Origin of the sequence: Pseudomonas sp. NY15435 (assembly GCF_048068295.1) — a bacterium.
Taxonomy (GTDB): Bacteria; Pseudomonadota; Gammaproteobacteria; order Pseudomonadales; family Pseudomonadaceae; genus Pseudomonas.
Genome location: NZ_JBLUQA010000009.1, coordinates 34,850 through 51,335 on the forward strand (window position 1 = coordinate 34,850; position 16,486 = coordinate 51,335).

20 protein-coding genes are annotated in these 16,486 nt (G+C 64.2%); 7 read left to right on the forward strand and 13 right to left on the reverse strand.

What is annotated here, in order from left to right; all coding sequences use genetic code 11:
* The first annotated feature begins 20 nt into the window (after positions 1-20).
* Both ACNFH5_RS20935 and ACNFH5_RS20940 read left to right on the forward strand, forming a co-directional pair.
* Entirely contained in the window at positions 21-920 is a 900-nt protein-coding gene (locus ACNFH5_RS20935) for a LysR family transcriptional regulator (RefSeq protein ID WP_416749220.1), read from the forward strand.
* 181 nt (positions 921-1,101) lie between these two features.
* The gene (locus ACNFH5_RS20940; protein ID WP_416749222.1) at positions 1,102-2,028 is read left to right on the forward strand and encodes a cation diffusion facilitator family transporter; all 927 of its coding nucleotides are present in this window, start codon (positions 1,102-1,104) and stop codon (positions 2,026-2,028) included.
* A 32-nt stretch (positions 2,029-2,060) separates the two neighbouring features.
* Here the strand turns inward: ACNFH5_RS20940 and ACNFH5_RS20945 are convergent, their stop codons facing one another.
* The 9 genes from ACNFH5_RS20945 to ACNFH5_RS20985 all read right to left on the reverse strand — a co-directional run bounded on the left by ACNFH5_RS20945 (position 2,061) and on the right by ACNFH5_RS20985 (position 8,570).
* Positions 2,061-2,537: a hypothetical protein gene (locus ACNFH5_RS20945; protein ID WP_416749224.1), complete on the reverse strand. Its 477-nt coding sequence runs from the start codon at positions 2,535-2,537 to the stop codon at positions 2,061-2,063.
* A 111-nt stretch (positions 2,538-2,648) separates the two neighbouring features.
* The gene (locus ACNFH5_RS20950) at positions 2,649-3,167 is read right to left on the reverse strand and encodes a hypothetical protein (RefSeq protein WP_416749226.1); all 519 of its coding nucleotides are present in this window, start codon (positions 3,165-3,167) and stop codon (positions 2,649-2,651) included.
* Positions 3,168-3,260: 93 nt separating this feature from the next.
* Positions 3,261-3,560 (reverse strand): hypothetical protein, encoded by a 300-nt coding sequence (locus ACNFH5_RS20955; protein WP_416749228.1) that lies wholly within the window; start codon positions 3,558-3,560, stop codon positions 3,261-3,263.
* A gap of 34 nt (positions 3,561-3,594) precedes the next feature.
* Positions 3,595-3,990, reverse strand: a complete 396-nt coding sequence (locus tag ACNFH5_RS20960) for a hypothetical protein (RefSeq protein WP_416749230.1) — start codon at positions 3,988-3,990, stop codon at positions 3,595-3,597.
* The gene (locus tag ACNFH5_RS20965; protein ID WP_416749232.1) at positions 3,987-4,574 is read right to left on the reverse strand and encodes a hypothetical protein; all 588 of its coding nucleotides are present in this window, start codon (positions 4,572-4,574) and stop codon (positions 3,987-3,989) included. The genes ACNFH5_RS20960 and ACNFH5_RS20965 overlap by 4 nt, the downstream gene beginning before the upstream one ends.
* Before the next feature lie 224 nt (positions 4,575-4,798).
* On the reverse strand, positions 4,799-5,707 hold the full coding sequence (locus tag ACNFH5_RS20970; RefSeq protein ID WP_416749234.1) for an alpha/beta hydrolase: 909 nt from the start codon (positions 5,705-5,707) through the stop codon (positions 4,799-4,801).
* 323 nt (positions 5,708-6,030) lie between these two features.
* Positions 6,031-6,711 (reverse strand): hypothetical protein, encoded by a 681-nt coding sequence (locus ACNFH5_RS20975; protein WP_416749236.1) that lies wholly within the window; start codon positions 6,709-6,711, stop codon positions 6,031-6,033.
* A 280-nt stretch (positions 6,712-6,991) separates the two neighbouring features.
* Positions 6,992-7,459, reverse strand: coding sequence for a hypothetical protein (locus tag ACNFH5_RS20980; RefSeq protein ID WP_416749238.1), 468 nt, complete (start codon positions 7,457-7,459; stop codon positions 6,992-6,994).
* 106 nt (positions 7,460-7,565) lie between these two features.
* Positions 7,566-8,570: a GlxA family transcriptional regulator gene (locus ACNFH5_RS20985; RefSeq protein ID WP_416749240.1), complete on the reverse strand. Its 1,005-nt coding sequence runs from the start codon at positions 8,568-8,570 to the stop codon at positions 7,566-7,568.
* Between the two features lie 55 nt (positions 8,571-8,625).
* Between ACNFH5_RS20985 and ACNFH5_RS20990 the strand changes: the two genes are divergently transcribed.
* The 4 genes from ACNFH5_RS20990 to ACNFH5_RS21005 all read left to right on the forward strand — a co-directional run bounded on the left by ACNFH5_RS20990 (position 8,626) and on the right by ACNFH5_RS21005 (position 11,958).
* Positions 8,626-9,402, forward strand: a complete 777-nt coding sequence (locus ACNFH5_RS20990) for an MBL fold metallo-hydrolase (RefSeq protein ID WP_416749242.1) — start codon at positions 8,626-8,628, stop codon at positions 9,400-9,402.
* A gap of 264 nt (positions 9,403-9,666) precedes the next feature.
* Positions 9,667-10,689, forward strand: coding sequence for a GlxA family transcriptional regulator (locus tag ACNFH5_RS20995; protein WP_416749244.1), 1,023 nt, complete (start codon positions 9,667-9,669; stop codon positions 10,687-10,689).
* Between the two features lie 119 nt (positions 10,690-10,808).
* A complete protein-coding gene (locus ACNFH5_RS21000) occupies positions 10,809-11,732 on the forward strand; it encodes a 2-hydroxyacid dehydrogenase (protein WP_416749246.1) in 924 nt (307 codons plus the stop codon).
* Between the two features lie 100 nt (positions 11,733-11,832).
* The gene (locus tag ACNFH5_RS21005; RefSeq protein WP_416749248.1) at positions 11,833-11,958 is read left to right on the forward strand and encodes a hypothetical protein; all 126 of its coding nucleotides are present in this window, start codon (positions 11,833-11,835) and stop codon (positions 11,956-11,958) included.
* A gap of 3 nt (positions 11,959-11,961) precedes the next feature.
* Here the strand turns inward: ACNFH5_RS21005 and ACNFH5_RS21010 are convergent, their stop codons facing one another.
* Complete coding sequence (locus tag ACNFH5_RS21010) at positions 11,962-12,804, reverse strand: LysR family transcriptional regulator (protein ID WP_416749249.1); 843 nt, start codon at positions 12,802-12,804, stop codon at positions 11,962-11,964.
* A gap of 116 nt (positions 12,805-12,920) precedes the next feature.
* Between ACNFH5_RS21010 and ACNFH5_RS21015 the strand changes: the two genes are divergently transcribed.
* Positions 12,921-13,412, forward strand: coding sequence for a DinB family protein (locus ACNFH5_RS21015; RefSeq protein WP_416749251.1), 492 nt, complete (start codon positions 12,921-12,923; stop codon positions 13,410-13,412).
* A 4-nt stretch (positions 13,413-13,416) separates the two neighbouring features.
* On the opposite strand, the gene ACNFH5_RS21020 is transcribed toward ACNFH5_RS21015, so the two are convergent.
* From ACNFH5_RS21020 to ACNFH5_RS21030, 3 genes are read right to left on the reverse strand one after another with little or no spacing between them, the layout of a single operon-like run.
* Complete coding sequence (locus ACNFH5_RS21020; protein ID WP_416749253.1) at positions 13,417-14,196, reverse strand: ABC transporter ATP-binding protein; 780 nt, start codon at positions 14,194-14,196, stop codon at positions 13,417-13,419.
* Entirely contained in the window at positions 14,193-15,257 is a 1,065-nt protein-coding gene (locus tag ACNFH5_RS21025) for a FecCD family ABC transporter permease (protein ID WP_416749255.1), read from the reverse strand. The genes ACNFH5_RS21020 and ACNFH5_RS21025 overlap by 4 nt, the downstream gene beginning before the upstream one ends.
* Positions 15,254-16,399 carry an ABC transporter substrate-binding protein gene (locus ACNFH5_RS21030; RefSeq protein ID WP_416749257.1) on the reverse strand — a complete coding sequence of 382 codons (1,146 nt, stop codon included), beginning with the start codon at positions 16,397-16,399 and terminating at the stop codon, positions 15,254-15,256. Before ACNFH5_RS21030 ends, ACNFH5_RS21025 begins: the two co-directional genes overlap by 4 nt.
* Positions 16,400-16,486: the final 87 nt, after the last annotated feature.

Consider the following 16,486-nt stretch of genomic DNA (forward strand, 5'->3'; position numbering starts at 1 on the left):
TCACTTCTGGAGAATGCTGCGTGCATTTCGATCTTGCCGATCTGCGCCTGATTGCCGCTATTGCCAGCACCGGCAGCCTGAGCAAGGCGGCGGCCTCGATACCGGTGGCGGTTTCGGCGGCGAGCAATCGCCTGCGCCTGTTCGAGGAGCGCTGCGGCCTGGCCCTGTTCGCCCGCCACAGCGACGGCATGTCGCTGACGCCCACCGGCCGCCTGGTGCTGGAGGCCAGCCAGCGCGTGCTCAAGGAAGCGCGGCAGCTCAGGGACACCCTGCAGGAACTGCGCGGCGAGCGGCGTATCACCTTGCGCCTCGCGGCGTCCACCGTTGCCAATAGCACCTTCCTGCCGACTGCGCTGGGTCCATTCCTGGCCGACTATCCGGAAGTGGACTTGCAACTGATCGAGCAGAACAGCAAGGACGTGCTGCGCGCCGTACAGGATGGCGCAATCGACATTGGCGTCTACGACGGCAACCTGCCCACCGCCGGGCTGCTGTCGCTGCCGTTCCGCAACGACAAGCTGGTGCTGCTGGTGCCGCAGGATCACCCGCTGGCGAGCCAGCATCTACCGAGCCTGCGCGACGCACTGAGCTACCCCTTCGTCTGCCTGCCCGCCGAGCGCGCCATGCAGCGCTTCGTCGAGGCGATGGCGGTACGCAATGCGATGCCGCTCAAGGTGCGGGTACGCGCGCCGAGCTTCGATGCCATCGCCCAGTTGGTCGCCCAGCGGGTGGGCGTGGCCATGCTCCCGGAGGCCGCCGCCACGCGCCTGGCGCAGGAGCTGCCGGCGACCGTGGTGGCGCTGGATGACGCCTGGGCCACCCGTGAACTGCGCCTCTGCGTGGCGGACTGGGATGCTCTGTCGTCCCATGCGCGACAGTTGGTGACCTACCTGATGAACGAGGGGGCAACCGCGCGTTAGATCGGAGCAGTGATGACCGATTGCGCCGCAGCCCCTTGCGAAACTGCACGGTGACATTGCCTGGCCGCCAATATCCCCGGCCAGTGCGCTGGCGTATAGTCGCGCCCCCCAGCGAAACCGCCAGGGCTGGCCAGGCCTGCCCTTGGCGACGCAACCACGAGGCGCGAGGAGCACGCCAGCAATGAAAACAGAACAGGGTATCCTGTGGCTTTCCATCATCGTGACTGTGCTATTGGCCGGTTTCGGTATTGTCGTCGGCCTGCTTTCGGGATCCTTTTCCATCGTCTTCGATGGTGTCTACTCGCTGGCCGATGCCAGCATGAGCGGCCTGGCGCTGGTGGTGGCGACACTGATCCGCCGCCACACCACCGAAGGCGACGCCAGCCGACGTCTGGCCGAGCGCTTCAACATGGGCTTCTGGCACCTGGAGCCGATGGTGCTGGCACTCAATGGCACGCTGCTCTGCGGCGTGACGCTCTACGCGCTGATCAACGCCATCGGCCGGCTGCTCAGCGGCGGCCACGCGCTGGAGTTCGGCTTCGCCATTCTTTACGCGGCGGTCGCCACGCTGGTCTGCTTCGCCCTGGCGGCGGTGCAGTTCCGTGCCAACCGGCGCATCGGCTCGGACTTCGTCGCCCTCGACGCCAAGTCCTGGGTGATGTCCGGCAGCATTTCCCTGGCGCTGTTGATCGCCTTCCTGGTCGGCGACCTGGCCACCGTGAGCGGCTATGCGCAGATCGGCCCGTACGTCGACCCGGCGGTACTGGCGCTGATCTGCCTGGTGATCCTGCCGATTCCGTTCCTTACCATTCGCCAGGCGCTCAAGGACATCCTGCTGGTCACCCCGCCGGAGCTGAAGCAGCACGTCGACGAAGTGGCCGCGCAGATTGTCGCGCAGCACGGCTTCCTGGCGTTCCAGGCCTACGTCGCCAAGGTTGGCCGGGCCCAGCAGATCGAGCTGTACTTCATCGTCCCGCCGGCCTGGCCGGCGCAGACTCTGGACGAGTGGGACCGCCTGCGTGACGAGATCGGCGAGGCCATTGGTGGCGAAGGCCCCAACCGCTGGCTGACCATCGCTTTCACCACCGATCCGCTCTGGACCCGCTGAGCCTGCCCGGCGCGCACTAGCGTGCCGGCTTCTCAGACCGTGGTGTTCACCGAGGTGCCGCTGGTGCTGCTGCCGGAGTCGGTCAGCGCTTCGGAATAGGCGGCGGTAGCAGCCGCTACCGCTGCGGACGCCGCCGAGACCCGTGCCTGCGCCGATTGCGCGGCGATCTGCCTGGCCTGCTGGTCCTCCTCAGTCTGGCCGCTGCCCTGGTTGGCCTTGGCCAATTCCTGTTCGGCCTCTTCCAGTTCCTTCTGCGCCTGTTCCATGGCCTGCTTGAGCTTGTCCAGCGTGGTATCGGAGCTGCTGTCCGAACTGCCGCTCGCGCCAGCAGCGCCGCCACCCGCTGCTCCGTTCGCCGACTGCGCCGACGAGCTGGCCGTGGTCTGAGAGGTGCCGGTGGCATCGCCGGTGGTGCTGTCTTCGCTGCTCACGGAGGCGGTGGAGGTGGCCGAAGTCGAGGCGGCGGTATAGCGAACGTTGGTGGCGCTGACGGCGCTGATGGTAGTCATGGGCAGGCTTCCGTTGAGGATGGGTATCCGCAATGGCGGCTGCCGGGGAGCGAAATTTAGAGCGGCTTGTTATCGACTTGGTATCGGGCTTGGTACTTCGGGTGCTCGGCCTCAGTTCTGCTCCACCAGCCGGGGCGTCTGCGAACCTTCCAGGGCCAGGTGGATCACCCCGGCGCGGCTGGGGAAGTTCGGCGAATCGTCGTCGGTGTTCTCCATTACCGGGATGTCGATCAGGGTCCGCTTGCCGGAAGGATCGGTAACCAGCCGGGCGTCCAGCTTCTCGACCGAGCGCCAGCCACCGCCGCCGATCTGCATCGCATCCAGCAGGCTGTAGTGCTCCTGGCCTTCCTCATTGGGTGTGGAGGTGAAGACCGCGAGGTACTGGCTGTAGTTGTTGCCCATGTCGAAGCCTTCGATGGTGAACACCGCCAGGGTGATCTCGCTGTTCTGGCCGGTCTTCAAAGTCTGCACACGGGTGGCTTCGGGGTAGCCGGTGGCGAAGCTGTCCTTGTACAGCTCCACCAGGCGGCCGACCTGTTCCTCCAGAGGCTTGGGAACGGGCGGCTGGTCGGCGGCGTGGGCGAGGGTGCAGGCCAACAGCAGGCTGGCGGCCAGCAGGGGCAGTTTCATAAAAGGTCGTCCTTGACGGTATTGAGCGAGCGGCCCGGTCAGCACCCTGGATGCTGATCGTCGCCGTGATCAGTGCCCGTAGGCAGGAGTCGCTCAGTTCTTTGGCACCCAGTCCCCGACCTGCGAGCAGGAGTAGGTATTGGAGTAGTCGTAATAGCGCTGCAGCGGCGCGCCGCTTTCGTAGGTCCCGCACTGGTAGACCGACGTGCTTTTCTGCAGGATCAGGAAGTGGATCTGGGTGACTCGTCCTGGCGCCACGTAGGCGGCCTTCACTTCATAGCCGCTGCGCAGCAGTTCCGTCACCTTGACCTCTTCGGCTAAGGCTTGCGAACTGATGGCCGCGAGGCCGAGCAACGGGAATACGGCTTTCGCCAGGTAGCTCATGTTTGCCATGGTTACGTCTCCTCCTTGATGAGGAAGCCTGTGCTCAGGCTTCCGGCTTCAGCGAGATGCCGCCGCAATTGCCGCGGGTCAGCAGATAGTCCACCTGCCGGGCGCGGTTGATGGCGACGCGGATTTCGCAGCTCGCCGAGTGGACCACATCGCCCCAGTACTCGGTATGCACCAACTGGCCGTTCTGCGGGCCGGTGTAGGTCCCGAGCGCTTCACGCGAGACATAGGAAGTGTCGCGGCGGTAGATCAGCACGACCCAGTCGTTCTCCGGCGCCAGGGCGATATCGCTGGGCGCGCCGAAGTGGTCGATCGCGTCGCCCGCCGGGTGGCCTTTCCAGTAGCTGCGGGCCTGCGCCTCGGGCAGGGTGGGAATGGCGGAACAGCCGCCGAGCAGGATGGCGATCATTCCGAGTGCGAATAGGCCTCTCATTGTACGCCCTCCTTGGCAGGTGCGTTCTTGGCGGGCATCTGCTCGAAGCCCTTGTCGACCATCTGCAGGATCAGGTCCTTGGCGTGCTCGCGGTTGCGCAACTGGAACAGGCCTGGGGCGGCGGAGACCAGCTGCGTCATGGGCATCTTGCCCAGCGGGTACATCTTCTGCTCGACGTGTGCATCCGGCTTGCAGAGGAAGTCGCGGCTCTGGGCGATCCACGCCTCAGGCTTCTTCTGCCACTCCTTGGAGACCTTCTTCGGACGGATGTCGTTGTAGAACTTGTCGTAGTTCTGCGCGCCGTTGAGGCGCACGCGGTTCTTCGCGCAGTCGACCTCGACGTCATAGGCGGTGAAGGTCGGCTTGGCGCCTTCCTCGTAGAATTGATAGACGCCCAGCGAGCGCACGCCGTTCTTGCGGTCGTAGATGTTGGCGGGGTCGCCATCGACGACGAAGATTTCGTTCTTGTAGAGGCTGCCCTGCTGGTGAATCAGCCAGAAATCGCCAGAGGGGCCTTCCGCTTGCGCGTCGAACGGGCTGCAAAGCAGCAGGGTAGGCAGCCAGGGCCTGAGGGGCTTGAGCATGACGGACATTCCTTTGCCGTTGTGATCGCCAGGGCACAGCGCACCCCGGAGAAAGAAGGGTAGGAATCTAGTGGTGCAGTAGGGGAGGGTCAACCTTGCTATCGGATTTCTGTGACGAGCGGCAGCGAACTTTCTTTGTTGACCATACGCTGATGGAGAGGGCGTCGGGCCGCTGAAACGTCCGGCATCAGGCGCCTGATGCCGGCCCCTTCACCGCATGGAGTTCAACGCGAGATGAATTTTCGAATCGCCTGGATCGTCTGCGCCGGTGCCTCTTCCATCAGCCAGTGCCCAGCCCCTGGCACCACCACTTCGGTGACGTTGTCGGCGGCATTGCGCATGACGATGGCTTCGTTGGCGCCGAAGGACTTCTCACCGCCAACGGCGAGCACCGGCATGGTCAGGCGAGTCTTGTTCGATGCCTCGTTGTCCACGGCATCCTGGCGAATGCTGCGGAACTGGGAGAAGGCGGCGTGCATGGCGCCGGGGCGGGCGTACAGCTTCGCGTAGTGTTCGCGGGTGGCCTCGTCGACCTTGTGCGGATCGCCGGCGAAGTCGTTCCAGAAGCGGTCCAGGTAGATGCGCTCGCGCCCGGCCACCAGCCGCTCCATGTCGGCGCCGCCGAAATCGAAGTGCCAGAGCAGCGGCGAGCGGACGATGTCATTCCACGGCGCGATACCGGGAACCGGAGCGTCCATGACCACCAGGCGCTCGGTCTGCTGCGGATATCGCGCCGCATAGGCGTAGGCCACCATGGTGCCGATGTCATGGCCGATGACCACCGAATGTTCGATACCCAGCGAGGCCAGTACCGCTCGCACGTCGCCTGCCTGGGTCTTCTTGTCGTAACCGCCGGCCGGAATCGATGACAAGCCCATGCCGCGCAGGTCCGGCACCACCACGGTGTGATCCTTGGCCAGGTCTGCGGCCAGCGGCGCCCACATGTCGCCGGTATCGCCGAACCCGTGCAACAGCACCACCGCCGGCCCGTTTCCACCGACGCGCACATGGATGCTCGCACCCTCTACGGCGACCTCCTGGGTGCGAAAGGAGGAGGGGAAGGCGACGACTCCGGCCTCGGCCGAAACGCTCAGGCTCAACAGCAGGGACGCGGTCAGCAGGGTGCGGATCATCGTGATCTCTCCAGGAGTGTCGACTGGAGGAGCGTAGTTCGGTTTGCGATTGCCACACGGGCCAGCGATGTTGCCGCCCGGCAGATCGACGGCATCTGTGTGCCCAAGACCGGCGTCGATCTGCAGGGTGCCTAGGCCGCCGCTGAGCTGCCGAGTGCCCTGCAGGAACTGGAGAAATGCACTCAGGACGATAGTGACCTTACAACTCGGAAGCGCTGCAGCCAGGCAGCTATCGGCGAGAAGCGGACGTTCAACTCAACAATATTGCCGACAGAAAAGGGCTGCGCGTCTGAGCGGCTGTTGTGGAGATTGCGGGTTGCCGATCACTTAAAATCCATCTTGTTGATGCTGGCAATGTACGCACCCTGCTTGAAAAGCCGAGCATCGCCGAGTTCCATCACGCGCGACGCCAAGGTGACGTACTCGTGAAACAGCTCAGGTTTGCTCTGGGCAAGTTTGTCGCACTGCTCCGAGCGCAGATTTCTCAGAAGGCCACCTTGGGTTCTTATCTTCACGACCAGGCTCGAAGCGACGCTACGCGCCTTGGAAGGCGGCATTCGCGCCAGCGAACCCTCGTGATAACGGAGCAAGCTCGACTCCAAGCCGATAGGGCAAGCCCGTATCTTGTCCAGGCGATCCGGAACGCTCGATAGCAAGTTCAGAGCCGAATCCAGTTCGCCGCTATCGACCAATAGATTGGCAATCGACAGATCATTCAAAACACAGCGCGCCTCCGCGCTGCTGCATTTTTGTGCGCCCACATATTCCAAAAGCCCTTCCTTACGGTAGGCCCCTTTTTTCAGGCTCATGATGTTGATCGCCTCGTCCTCACTCACTCTGCCTTTGGATCGATTGAAGTAGTCTGCTCTCCACATCTCCTCGACGATCCAACGAGACTCGGTTCGTGCGCTATCTCCAACTTTGTAGCCGATCACCGCCCCTGCCACGGCGAGGCAGAGAGTGAAAAGTACAAATACAGTCAGCCATTTCGCCGCATTGCTCACCTAGATCTCCTTTCCCTGGTGGCCCTGTCGACCGTCATGGCTCAGCGCCAATGAAGCCAACGTCAAACTCTCGGGTGCGGAACAGATAACCTATTAGTGATGAGTGACGCCAGAAGTGCAGAGCGGCTGAGCGACAGCTGTCTCATCCTGCGGGCAGGGTGGGTGTAACAGATCAATTCCGCCGCTGCACTGACCAGCATCCGGCGTCCGCTATGGGGCGGTAGTTGCCCCACGTCACAGGCAGAAATCGGCCAGAAGCGGAAGTTTGGGCGAAAGAGGCTCAGTTCCCTCGACAGTGCCGCATTATTCTTTTCAGCTCGCTTAGCGCATCGCTGAAGTCGCTCACAGCGAAACTTACTGGCTTGCTGTCGGCGATCCAGTATGTTGATACCCCTACCTCCAAACCGCCCGACGCGCTCCAGCCAAAGCGGCGCCAGTGAAGTATTCCTCCCTCGATAACCTGCTCTGTCATCAGCACAGTGCAATCAAAATCCATATCGTCGCTGCATACCAGCAGCGGTACTAAGGTGGATGTACCATCCTCGCCTGGGGCAAAACGGCGCTCAGCGAGGGCGTCCTCCTCTTCGTCCAGTAGCCACATTAGCGACAATCCGAGCTTCGAGACCTCTGGGTCATCGATATGGCTCGCCATCCATTGCTCGATTGGTACCTCATCGATAGCAAGCCAGGCGCAAGGGCCTTTGGAAAAGCCTGCTTTGTGGCAGATGGCCCGAATTTGATGAAGCATTGAACACTCCCTGGTTCTGTCCTGATCACACGGCAGGATTTAACACTACTCGCGATGTCTAAACACTGTTTTGAGAATGTCCGCTATGGGTCGGTAGCTGCCGCTATCAGAAACGAGCGAATCGCTGTCGATATTCAGTCGGAGTGAGCCCGGTCAATTCCCGGAACATGCGCCGGAGATTGGAGTCACTGCTGAAACCCAACTCTTCGCAGATGGATTTGATCGACGCGGACGTCAGCGTCAGTCGTTCGCCTACCTGGCTAAGTTTGATGCGGCGCACGTAGGTTGCTGTGGCCAACCCTGTTTCAGCCCTTACCTTTCGCGCGAGCGTCCTTTGCGACATGCACAGGGCATCCGCAAGTTTCTGCACGGTGATCTGTTCGGCAGGTAGCGAATGCACAAGCGTATGCACCCGCCGCAAAAACTCGCCGGGCTGCTCGATCAGGCTCACCGACTGAAACACATCATGGGTCTGTGTGGGGCGCGGTAGCACCATCAGCCGTATCAAGTCGTGCAATGCTGTCTGGCTGACATGCGTCTCCAGCAATGCCTGGGCAATTGGCAGGTAGCCATTGACGCCGCTGGCCGTCGCGGTGCGCTCGTTGAAGACGCAGTGCTTTTCCATCTGCCACCGAGTGTCGGAGTACCGCTTGATCAGCGTGTCGGCGAGCCACCAGGTTGCCGTTGCCTCTTCGCCAGTCAATCGCCCCGAAGCGGCTGCAAGCAAGACGCCCGTGCAGTAGCTCCAGACTCTGCAGCGCCTGCCAATCCGGGCGAGGGCGCCAATCAGCTCTGTATTGGCAGCCAGGGCGGCCTCCGCCTCGCTGACTGACTCGGCCCAAAAGCCAGGGATCAGGATTGCGTCGAGTGTCAACTCGGAAATGGAGTGGCTAGCCGTGAGTTGCAAGCCATGAGCGCACTCGACTCCCCCCTTTCGAGTGCCGACGTATTGCGTCTCGAATAGCGCCGCTCCTGAGCGCCGGTTGGCAGCATGAAGCAGGTCATTGAAAGCCAGAAGGCCTGCGGGCATGCAGTTGGGAAACAGGGCAAGACCGATTCGAAGGGTTCTGGGCATGGCAGAAAATGAATGAATTGTGGCTGAAGCTGCCATTATGGACACTTCATCTGGCGAGCACCATGAACCCATCCTTTGGAAGAGGTGCACGATGAAGATTCAGCAGATACGCAACGCAACCATCATTCTGGAACTGGACGAAAAGCGAATCCTGGTCGATCCGATGCTCGCTGGCAAAGGTAGCCTTCCGTCGTTGAGGCTGTTTTCTTCCCGGCAGAGGAACCCGACCGTCGAGTTGCCGGATTCGGCGGAACAGGCTCTGAACTCGGTCACACACTGCCTGATCACCCACTGCCAGAAGGGCCACTTTGACCATCTTGACCGGGCAGCCATCAACTGGTTGGTTTCACGAAATATCCCGGTTATCTGCACGCCCCATGACGCTGCCTACCTGGCCAGGCGAAAGCTGAACGTTCAGCCGTTGGCGGAGGGCCACAGTGACCCTGTCGCGTTTCTGGGCGGCCTGATTCGCACCGTGCGTTGCACCCATGGCGGTGGGTTGGTCGGGCGCATGATGGAGCACGGAGTTGGCTATCTGATCGAGTATCCGGGCGAACCCAGCATCTATCTGGCCGGGGATACTGTACTGACGCAAACCGTTCGGGAGTTCGTAATCCAGCATCAACCGCAGGTCTGCGTCATTCCAGCCGGAGGCGCGCGCTTCGATGTTGGCGGAGACATCATCATGGGGCTGGAGGATGTCCTGGAATTCGCCTCCCTCAGCGAAGGCACTGTCGTTGCAAACCACCTGGAAGCTATCAACCATTGCCCTGTCACTCGACAGGAGCTCAGGCAGGCAGCCATCGAGACGGGGGTGGCCCACAGGTTGCTCATTCCCGCCGATGGCCAGCTCCTGGAGATTGGGTAGTCCAGAGGATGTCCACTTCCGGGCAGAAGCAGTCGCTCGTGGAGGAGGATTCCGTGCTTACGAATCGCGGGCGGTGATGGCCTTCTGGCGCAATGCAGGGTTCTGAACTGCCAGAGCTGCCTAGCGCTGACACGGCCCGTTCCCGTGCAAGGAAGCAATAGCCGGGCGCGGGGGCATTTGTATAATCCCTTTCCACAAGAGGCAGGCCAGGCTCGATGTCGCGCGAGCGCACCTGCCAACAAGAATTCGCAAAGGTACGCAGCAGTGGAAAGAAGGCAGTTCAGCGAGTCGATGCAGGGGCAGAACCTGCGCTTTGTCGATGACCGCAAAGGCGAGCCGCAGCGTCAACGCAAAGTCGGTTTCGTGCTGCTGGAGAACTTCTCGCTGCCGGCCTTCACCCAGGCGCTGGACACCCTGGTCACCGCCAACCTGATCCGTGAAGGCGCCTTCGCCACGCGCACCTACAGCCTCGATGGCGAGTCGGTGACCAGCGACCTTGGATTGGTGATCTGTCCGGCGGCCGCGCTGGAAGGCAGGTACCTGGATATGGACCTGCTGGTAGTCTGCGGCGGCCTGCGCACGCCGCTCAAGGAAATGCCCGGCCTCAGCCGCCTGCTGCAGCTTGCCGATGAGCGCGGCATTGCGCTGGCGGGTTTGTGGAATGGTGCCTGGTTCCTCGGCAAGGCCGGCCTGCTGGATGGCCACAAATGCGCTGTGCATCCGGAGAATCGCGCTTCGCTGGCGGAGGTGGCGCGCAACTGCGTGGTGACTGCCGAGAGCTACATCCTCGATCGCAACCGCCTGACCGCCGGCAGCCCCACGGGCGCCTTCAACCTGGTGCTGGAGTGGATTCACAACCTGCACGGCCGCGAACTGGTGGAGGGCATCGTCGACATCCTCGCCTTCGAGGAATCGCGCTACCGCCGCACCCGCCCGGCGCTGCACGAGAAGATGACGCAGCCGCTGCGCGATGTGCTCAACCTGATGAGCGCGAACATCGAGGAGCCGCTGAGCACCGATCAGCTGTCGGAGTGCGTGGGGCGCTCCAAGCGCCAGCTGGAGCGGCTGTTCCAGGAGCAATTGGGCACCTCGCCGGTGCGCTATTACCTGGAGCTGCGCATCACCGAAAGCCGGCGCCTGCTGCAGCATTCCGAGCTGTCGCTGGTGGAGGTGGCGCTGGCCTGTGGTTTCGTTTCGCCCAGCCATTTCAGCAAGTGCTACACCTCGTTCTTCGGCCACTCGCCGTCGAAGGAAGTGCGCCTGGGCTGCGTGCGCTCGGCCAAGTAGCCGAGGCCGGCCTGGGCGAGTCGGTCTGCGGGCCCGCAGTTTCTCGCCGGAGGTGTTCCTCGCATTGAGCGGCTGGTTAACTGGCCGGACGTGCGAAGAACAAGAGCGAGGAACAGGACGTGATCTTTCTTTACAACGCCGAACCCGAACACGCGGACCAGTGGCGAACCCTGCTGGCCGCCCAGGTGCCGGACCTGGAGTTCGTCGAAGGCTTCGAGGCGGTCGATCCGGCGCGCGTTACCTATCTGCTGACCTGGAAGGCCGTCGCCGATATCCAGCGCTATACCGGCCTGCGCGTACTGTTCGCGGCCGGGGCCGGGGTGGATCAGTTCGACCTGTCGAAGATCCCCGAATCGGTAGCGCTGGTGCGCATGGTCGATGACTCCCTGGCGGACATCATGGCCGAGTTCGTGGTGATGTCCGCGCTGGCGTTGCACCGCGAAATGCCGGCTTACCGCGTGGCCCAGGCTGCCCAGGTGTGGGAGCCGCTGAGCATTCTGCCGGCTTCGACCAGCCGCGTCGGCGTGATGGGCCTTGGCCAACTGGGCCAGGCGTGCCTCGCGCAGCTACGCCATCTGAAATTCCAGCTGCTGGGCTGGAACCGCTCCGAACGGCATATCGACGGAGTGAAGACCTACACCGGTCCCGAGGAACTGGCGAGCTTCCTGTCCCAGTGCGACATCCTGGTCAACCTGCTGCCGCTCACCGACAGCACCCGCGCCATCCTCAACCGCGAGACGCTGGCGCAACTGCCTAGAGGCGCGGGGCTGATCAACGTCGGCCGTGGCGAGCACGTGGTGGAAGCCGAGCTGGTCGCTGCGCTGGATGCCGGGCAGGTCGGCGCGGCGATCCTCGATGTGTTCCACGAAGAACCGCTGCCCGAGGGCCATCCGCTGTGGTCGCATCCGCAGGTCTGGGTCACTCCGCACATTGCCAGCACCATGCAGGTGGAAGGCGGCGCGGCGGTGGTGGCGAAGAATATCCTGCGTGACCTGGATGGCGCCGAGCTGCTGCATACGGTGAATCGCCAGACCGGTTACTGATGCGTTTCGCTTATCACTGAAATAGCCGGCGCAAGCTGTTTGTCCGGAGCGGCACTTTCGATACTGGCGGCTACCAACCACCGCTCAGGAAGTGCCGTTCATGGACCACGAACCGATCGAAGCCCGCGACTTCGCCTTCATCCACTTTGCCGCTGTCGCCTTGTGCGGCACGCTGATCGGCGCGCTGGCGTTGTTCCTGGCGCGCCTGGGCGTGCTCCTGCACTGAGGCTCAGGCGGCGATGGCCTGGCTCAGCGTGCTGATCAGGGCGCGGGTCTGGGCGTCGCGATGGGCGCTGTAGAGCACCACGTCGCGGGGCGGAAGCTCGGGTAGATCGAAGCGTTCGCGCACATCCGTGCAGCCCGCCGGCGCCATGCGTTCGACCATGGCGCCAATGCCGATACCGGCCGACACCGCTGCGCCGATAGCCAGGATTCCCGAGCCGACGAAGGCTTCGCTCCAGCTGCGGTTCTGCGTCTGCAGCGCGCTGGCGACCATGCTGCGCATGCCGCACGGTGCCGGCTGGATCGCCAGTGGCAGCGGCGCGCCATCTTCCAGCTCGAAGGACTCGGCGGCCATCCAGCCGAAGCGCTCGCGGCCGATCACCTCGCCGTCCTGGCGACGGTTGTCGTGGCGCAGAATCAGCGCGATATCCAGCGCACCTCCCTCGTAGCTCTCCAGCATGTCCCGCGAAGTGCCGAGGCTGAAGGCGACTATCACTTGCGGATCGGCCTGCGCCAGGCGCCTGAGCCAGTGGCTCAGGTCCGCACCGAGGATGTGGTGGCTCACGCCAATACGCAGGGTGCGGCGGGGCGCGTCGAAGCAGCGCAACGTTTCGTCGTAGCTCTGCAGCAGGCGGCGGGCGCTGGCGAGGAAGACTGAACCTTGTGCTGACAGGGTGACGCGGCGCGGCGTGCGTTCCAGCAGCGGGCGGCCCAGGGATTCCTCCAGGCGTTTGATCTTCAGGCTGATGGCCGCCTGGGTGGTGCCGGTGACCTCGGCAGCGCGAGTGAAACTCTTCAGGTCGGCGACCAGCAGGAAGGCGCGGATGGCTTCGATATCGGGGTTTTTCATGGCAGCGAATCGTCCTTGGGGCTGTCGCCAGTCTGGCAGCTGGGACGGCGCAACCCAAGTGCCGGATGCGCTACAGTGCCGCTTTCGCCATCAATGGTCGCCAAGAAGGAATTGCGATGCTGACCCAGGCCTTCGCCTATAAATGCTGGTCGGACCGCCGCGCGCTGGATGCCATCGCCCAGATCGACGCCGAGCGCTTTCCCGAGCAGCACGCTTTCGCGCTCCAGCAACTCAACCACATGGCCATCGTCGAGGACCTGTTCCGCGCGCGCCTGAGCGGCGAGGCGGACCCGCATCCGGCGACCAATACCCAGGCAGTTCCCGGTTACGACGAGCTGCGCGAACGTCTGCTGACTTCCGGCCAGTGGTACGTCGAGCGGCTCGCCGCGTTGACTCCGGCGCAGGCGTGTGAAGTCATTCGCTTCCGCTTCACCGACGGCCGCAGCGGCAGCCTGACTCGCGGGGAGATGTTCTTCCACATCCTCAACCACGCGACCTACCACCGCGGCTCCATCGCCCGCGCGCTGGACCAGGCCGGCGTGGCCCACCCGGCCGATACCTACACGGTGTTCGTGCACGCCACCGAGCCGCAGCGCCGCGAAGGCTGAAGGCTCAGCAGGCCACTTCGTCGATGATGATCTGTAGTGTCTGCCGCGAGCAGCGTTCCACCCGAGCCTGCACGCCATAGACGTCGCCGAACAGCTGCGGCGTGAGGATGCTTTCGGCGTCGCCGGCGGCCACCAGCCGACCCTGGTGCAGCACCGCCAACTGATCGGCGTACCGCGCGGCGAGGCCAATGTCGTGCAGCACGGCGATGGCGATCAGATCGTGGCGGCGCACTTCTTCCTGCACGCACTGCATGACCCGCAGCTGGTAGTTCAGATCCAGCGCGCTGGTGGGTTCGTCCAGCAGCAGTACCTGCGGGCGTTGCGCCAGCAACTGGGCCAGGCTGACCATCTGCCGCTGGCCGCCGGAGAGACGGTCCAGGCGCTGGTCGCGCAGGTGCAGGATGCCGACCCGGTGCAACGCTTCGAGGGCGGCGGCCAGCGGGTCGGCGCGGCGCAATTCGCTGTCGAACGGGTTGACCCGCAGGCTGGCGAGCAGGGCGTCGAGTACGCTCAGGGCGATGCCGCCTGGCAAGTGCTGCGGCATGTAGGCGATGCGCCGGCTACGTTCGCCGGCCGCCAGCGAGGCGAGCGGCTGGGCGTCCAGGCTCAAGTCGCCACGCACGCGCTCAAGGCCCGCCAGACCGCGCAGCAGGGTGGACTTGCCCGCGCCGTTGGGGCCGATCAACGCGGTGAGGGTGCCACGTTTGAGTTCCGGCAGCGTCACGTCGTGGACCACGGCGTGGCGGCGATAGGCGACCGTCAGATTCTGCGCAAGCAGGCTCATGCGTGGCGTCCTCCCCGGCAGACCAGCACGACGAATACTGGTACGCCGACCAGCGCCGTGACGATGCCCACCGGCACGATCAGCCCTGGCATCAGCAACTTGCTGGCCACCGATGACATCGACAGCAGCAGTGCGCCGACCAGGGCACTGGCGGGCAGGTAGAAGCGCTGGTCCTCGCCGATCAGCAGCCGCGCGATGTGCGGGCCGACCAGGCCGATGAAGCCGATAGTGCCGACAAAGGCTACCGCACACGCCGACAGCAGGCAGATGCGCAGCAGGGCGAAGCGGCGCAGGCGGCGCACGTCCACGCCCAGGCTGCGGGCGCGGTCCTCGCCCATGCGCAGCACGGTGAGCTTCGAGGCCGCGGCCTGGGAGAAGGGCAGGCAGAGCGCAAGTACCAGCGCCAGCGCGCCGGCCTTGTGCCAGTCGGCGCGGGCGAGGCTGCCGAGGGTCCAGAACACCAGCTGTTGCAGCACGTCCTCGCTGGCCATCATCTGCAGCAGCGCCACCGCCGCGTTGCAACTGAACACCAGGGCGATGCCGAACAGCACCAGGCTTTCCACGCCGCCGCCGCGCAGGCGCGAGAGCAGTTGCAGCAGTACCAGCGACAGGCAGGCGAAGAGGAAGGCCGCCAGCGACACGGCTGCGTTGGCCGAGAGCCAGGCGTTGCCCAGGTGGAAGAAGATCGCCAGGGAGGCGCCGAGGGCGGCCGACGACGACACACCGAGGGTGAAAGGACTGGCCAGCGGGTTGTCGAGGATGGTCTGCATCTCCGCGCCGGCCAGCGCCAGCGCGCCGCCCACCAGCAGCGCCATCACCGCGTAGGGCAGGCGTACGTTCCAGATGATCACCCGCTGGCTCGGCTCCAGCTCGCCTGGATGAAGCAGGCCGTGGAGCAAGGCGGAAGGCGTCAGCCCGGACGGCCCGCTGAGCAGGTCCCAGGCCAAGGAGCCCAGCAGCAGGGCCAGCAGGACGATCAGCACCGCACCGCGGCGGCGCAGCTGCAGCCGGCGCTCACGACGCGCCAGCTGCAGGTCGAAGTTTTCAGTGGCGGCGTTCATTGCTGTTTGTCGGCATCGATCCAATAGGTGCCGTCCAGGCCGATGCGCAGAAAGTTCTGGTTGATCTGCGCCTGCGTCTGCGCCGGGTCGAGACCGGCGAAGCGTTCCGGATGGACCCAGCGGGCCATGGCCTCGACGGCGAGGATGTTGAACGGCGAGTTGTAGAAGTCATGCCAGAGACCGTGGGCCTTGCCGTTGCGGATGGCGTCGAGGCTGGCGAACTCCGGGCGTTGCAGGACTTTGCCCAGGCTCTCGCGGGCCTGCTGCTGGCTGACGCCGGCGCCCAGGATCAGCCCCGGCTGGCGGTTGCCGGTGGCGATGTAGATATCCGGTTTTGCCGACAGCGCGTACTCCACGCTGATGTCACCCAGCGCTCCGGGCACCACGCCGGTCGCGATGTTGCGCCCACCCACCGCCTCGATCACGCTGCCCAGCCCGCTCTTGCCGGTGGTGTGGCCCGGCGCCTGCCAGACGCCGGCCAGCAGTTCGAGGAACGCGCTCGGCTTGTGCGCGTCATCCAGGCCGGCTACGCCATCGCGAATGCGCTGCAGGTGGGCGTCGTAGAACTTCAAGTACTGGTCTGCCTCGGCCTGTCGACCGAGCGCCGCGCCCAGTGCGGTGAGGCTGGTGCGCACGCCCTCGATGGGATGCACGCGGAAGTCGACGAATACCACCGGCACGCCGGCGGCGGCGAGGATATCGGCGACCGGGCTGTGCTGGGTCGGGCCTTCGCCGGCGATGCTGAACACGGCGAGGTCCGGCTTCAGCGCGAGTATCTGTTCGGCGCTCACGCTCTGCTCCGAAGCCTGGCCGATCAGCGGGATCTGCTTCACCTGGGGGAAGCGCTGGGCGTAGACGTCGAAGGTGTGCGGGTCGAGCAGGCGTACGTCGTTCTGCCAGCCAACCACACGCTGGAACGGGTTGTCGCGGTCGAGCAGGGCCAGGGCGAAGAACAGCCGGCCTTCGCCCAGCACCACGCGCTGGGCGTTGCCGTTGACCTCGACCTTGCGCCCGAGCACGTCGGTGACGGTGAGCGCCTGGGCGGGCAGAGCGAGGCCGAACCAGCCGAGGCAGAGCAGGGCGAGGGTGGCGAGGGAATGGCTCAGACGGGAGCGGGAAGCGCGGAACGACAGGAAGGGCATGCGGAACGACCTGGGCATGAAGTAGAATTAATCGCATTTGCAAAACCACTCTACCGCTGCCGCTGCGGGCGATCTGGACGGCTTTGT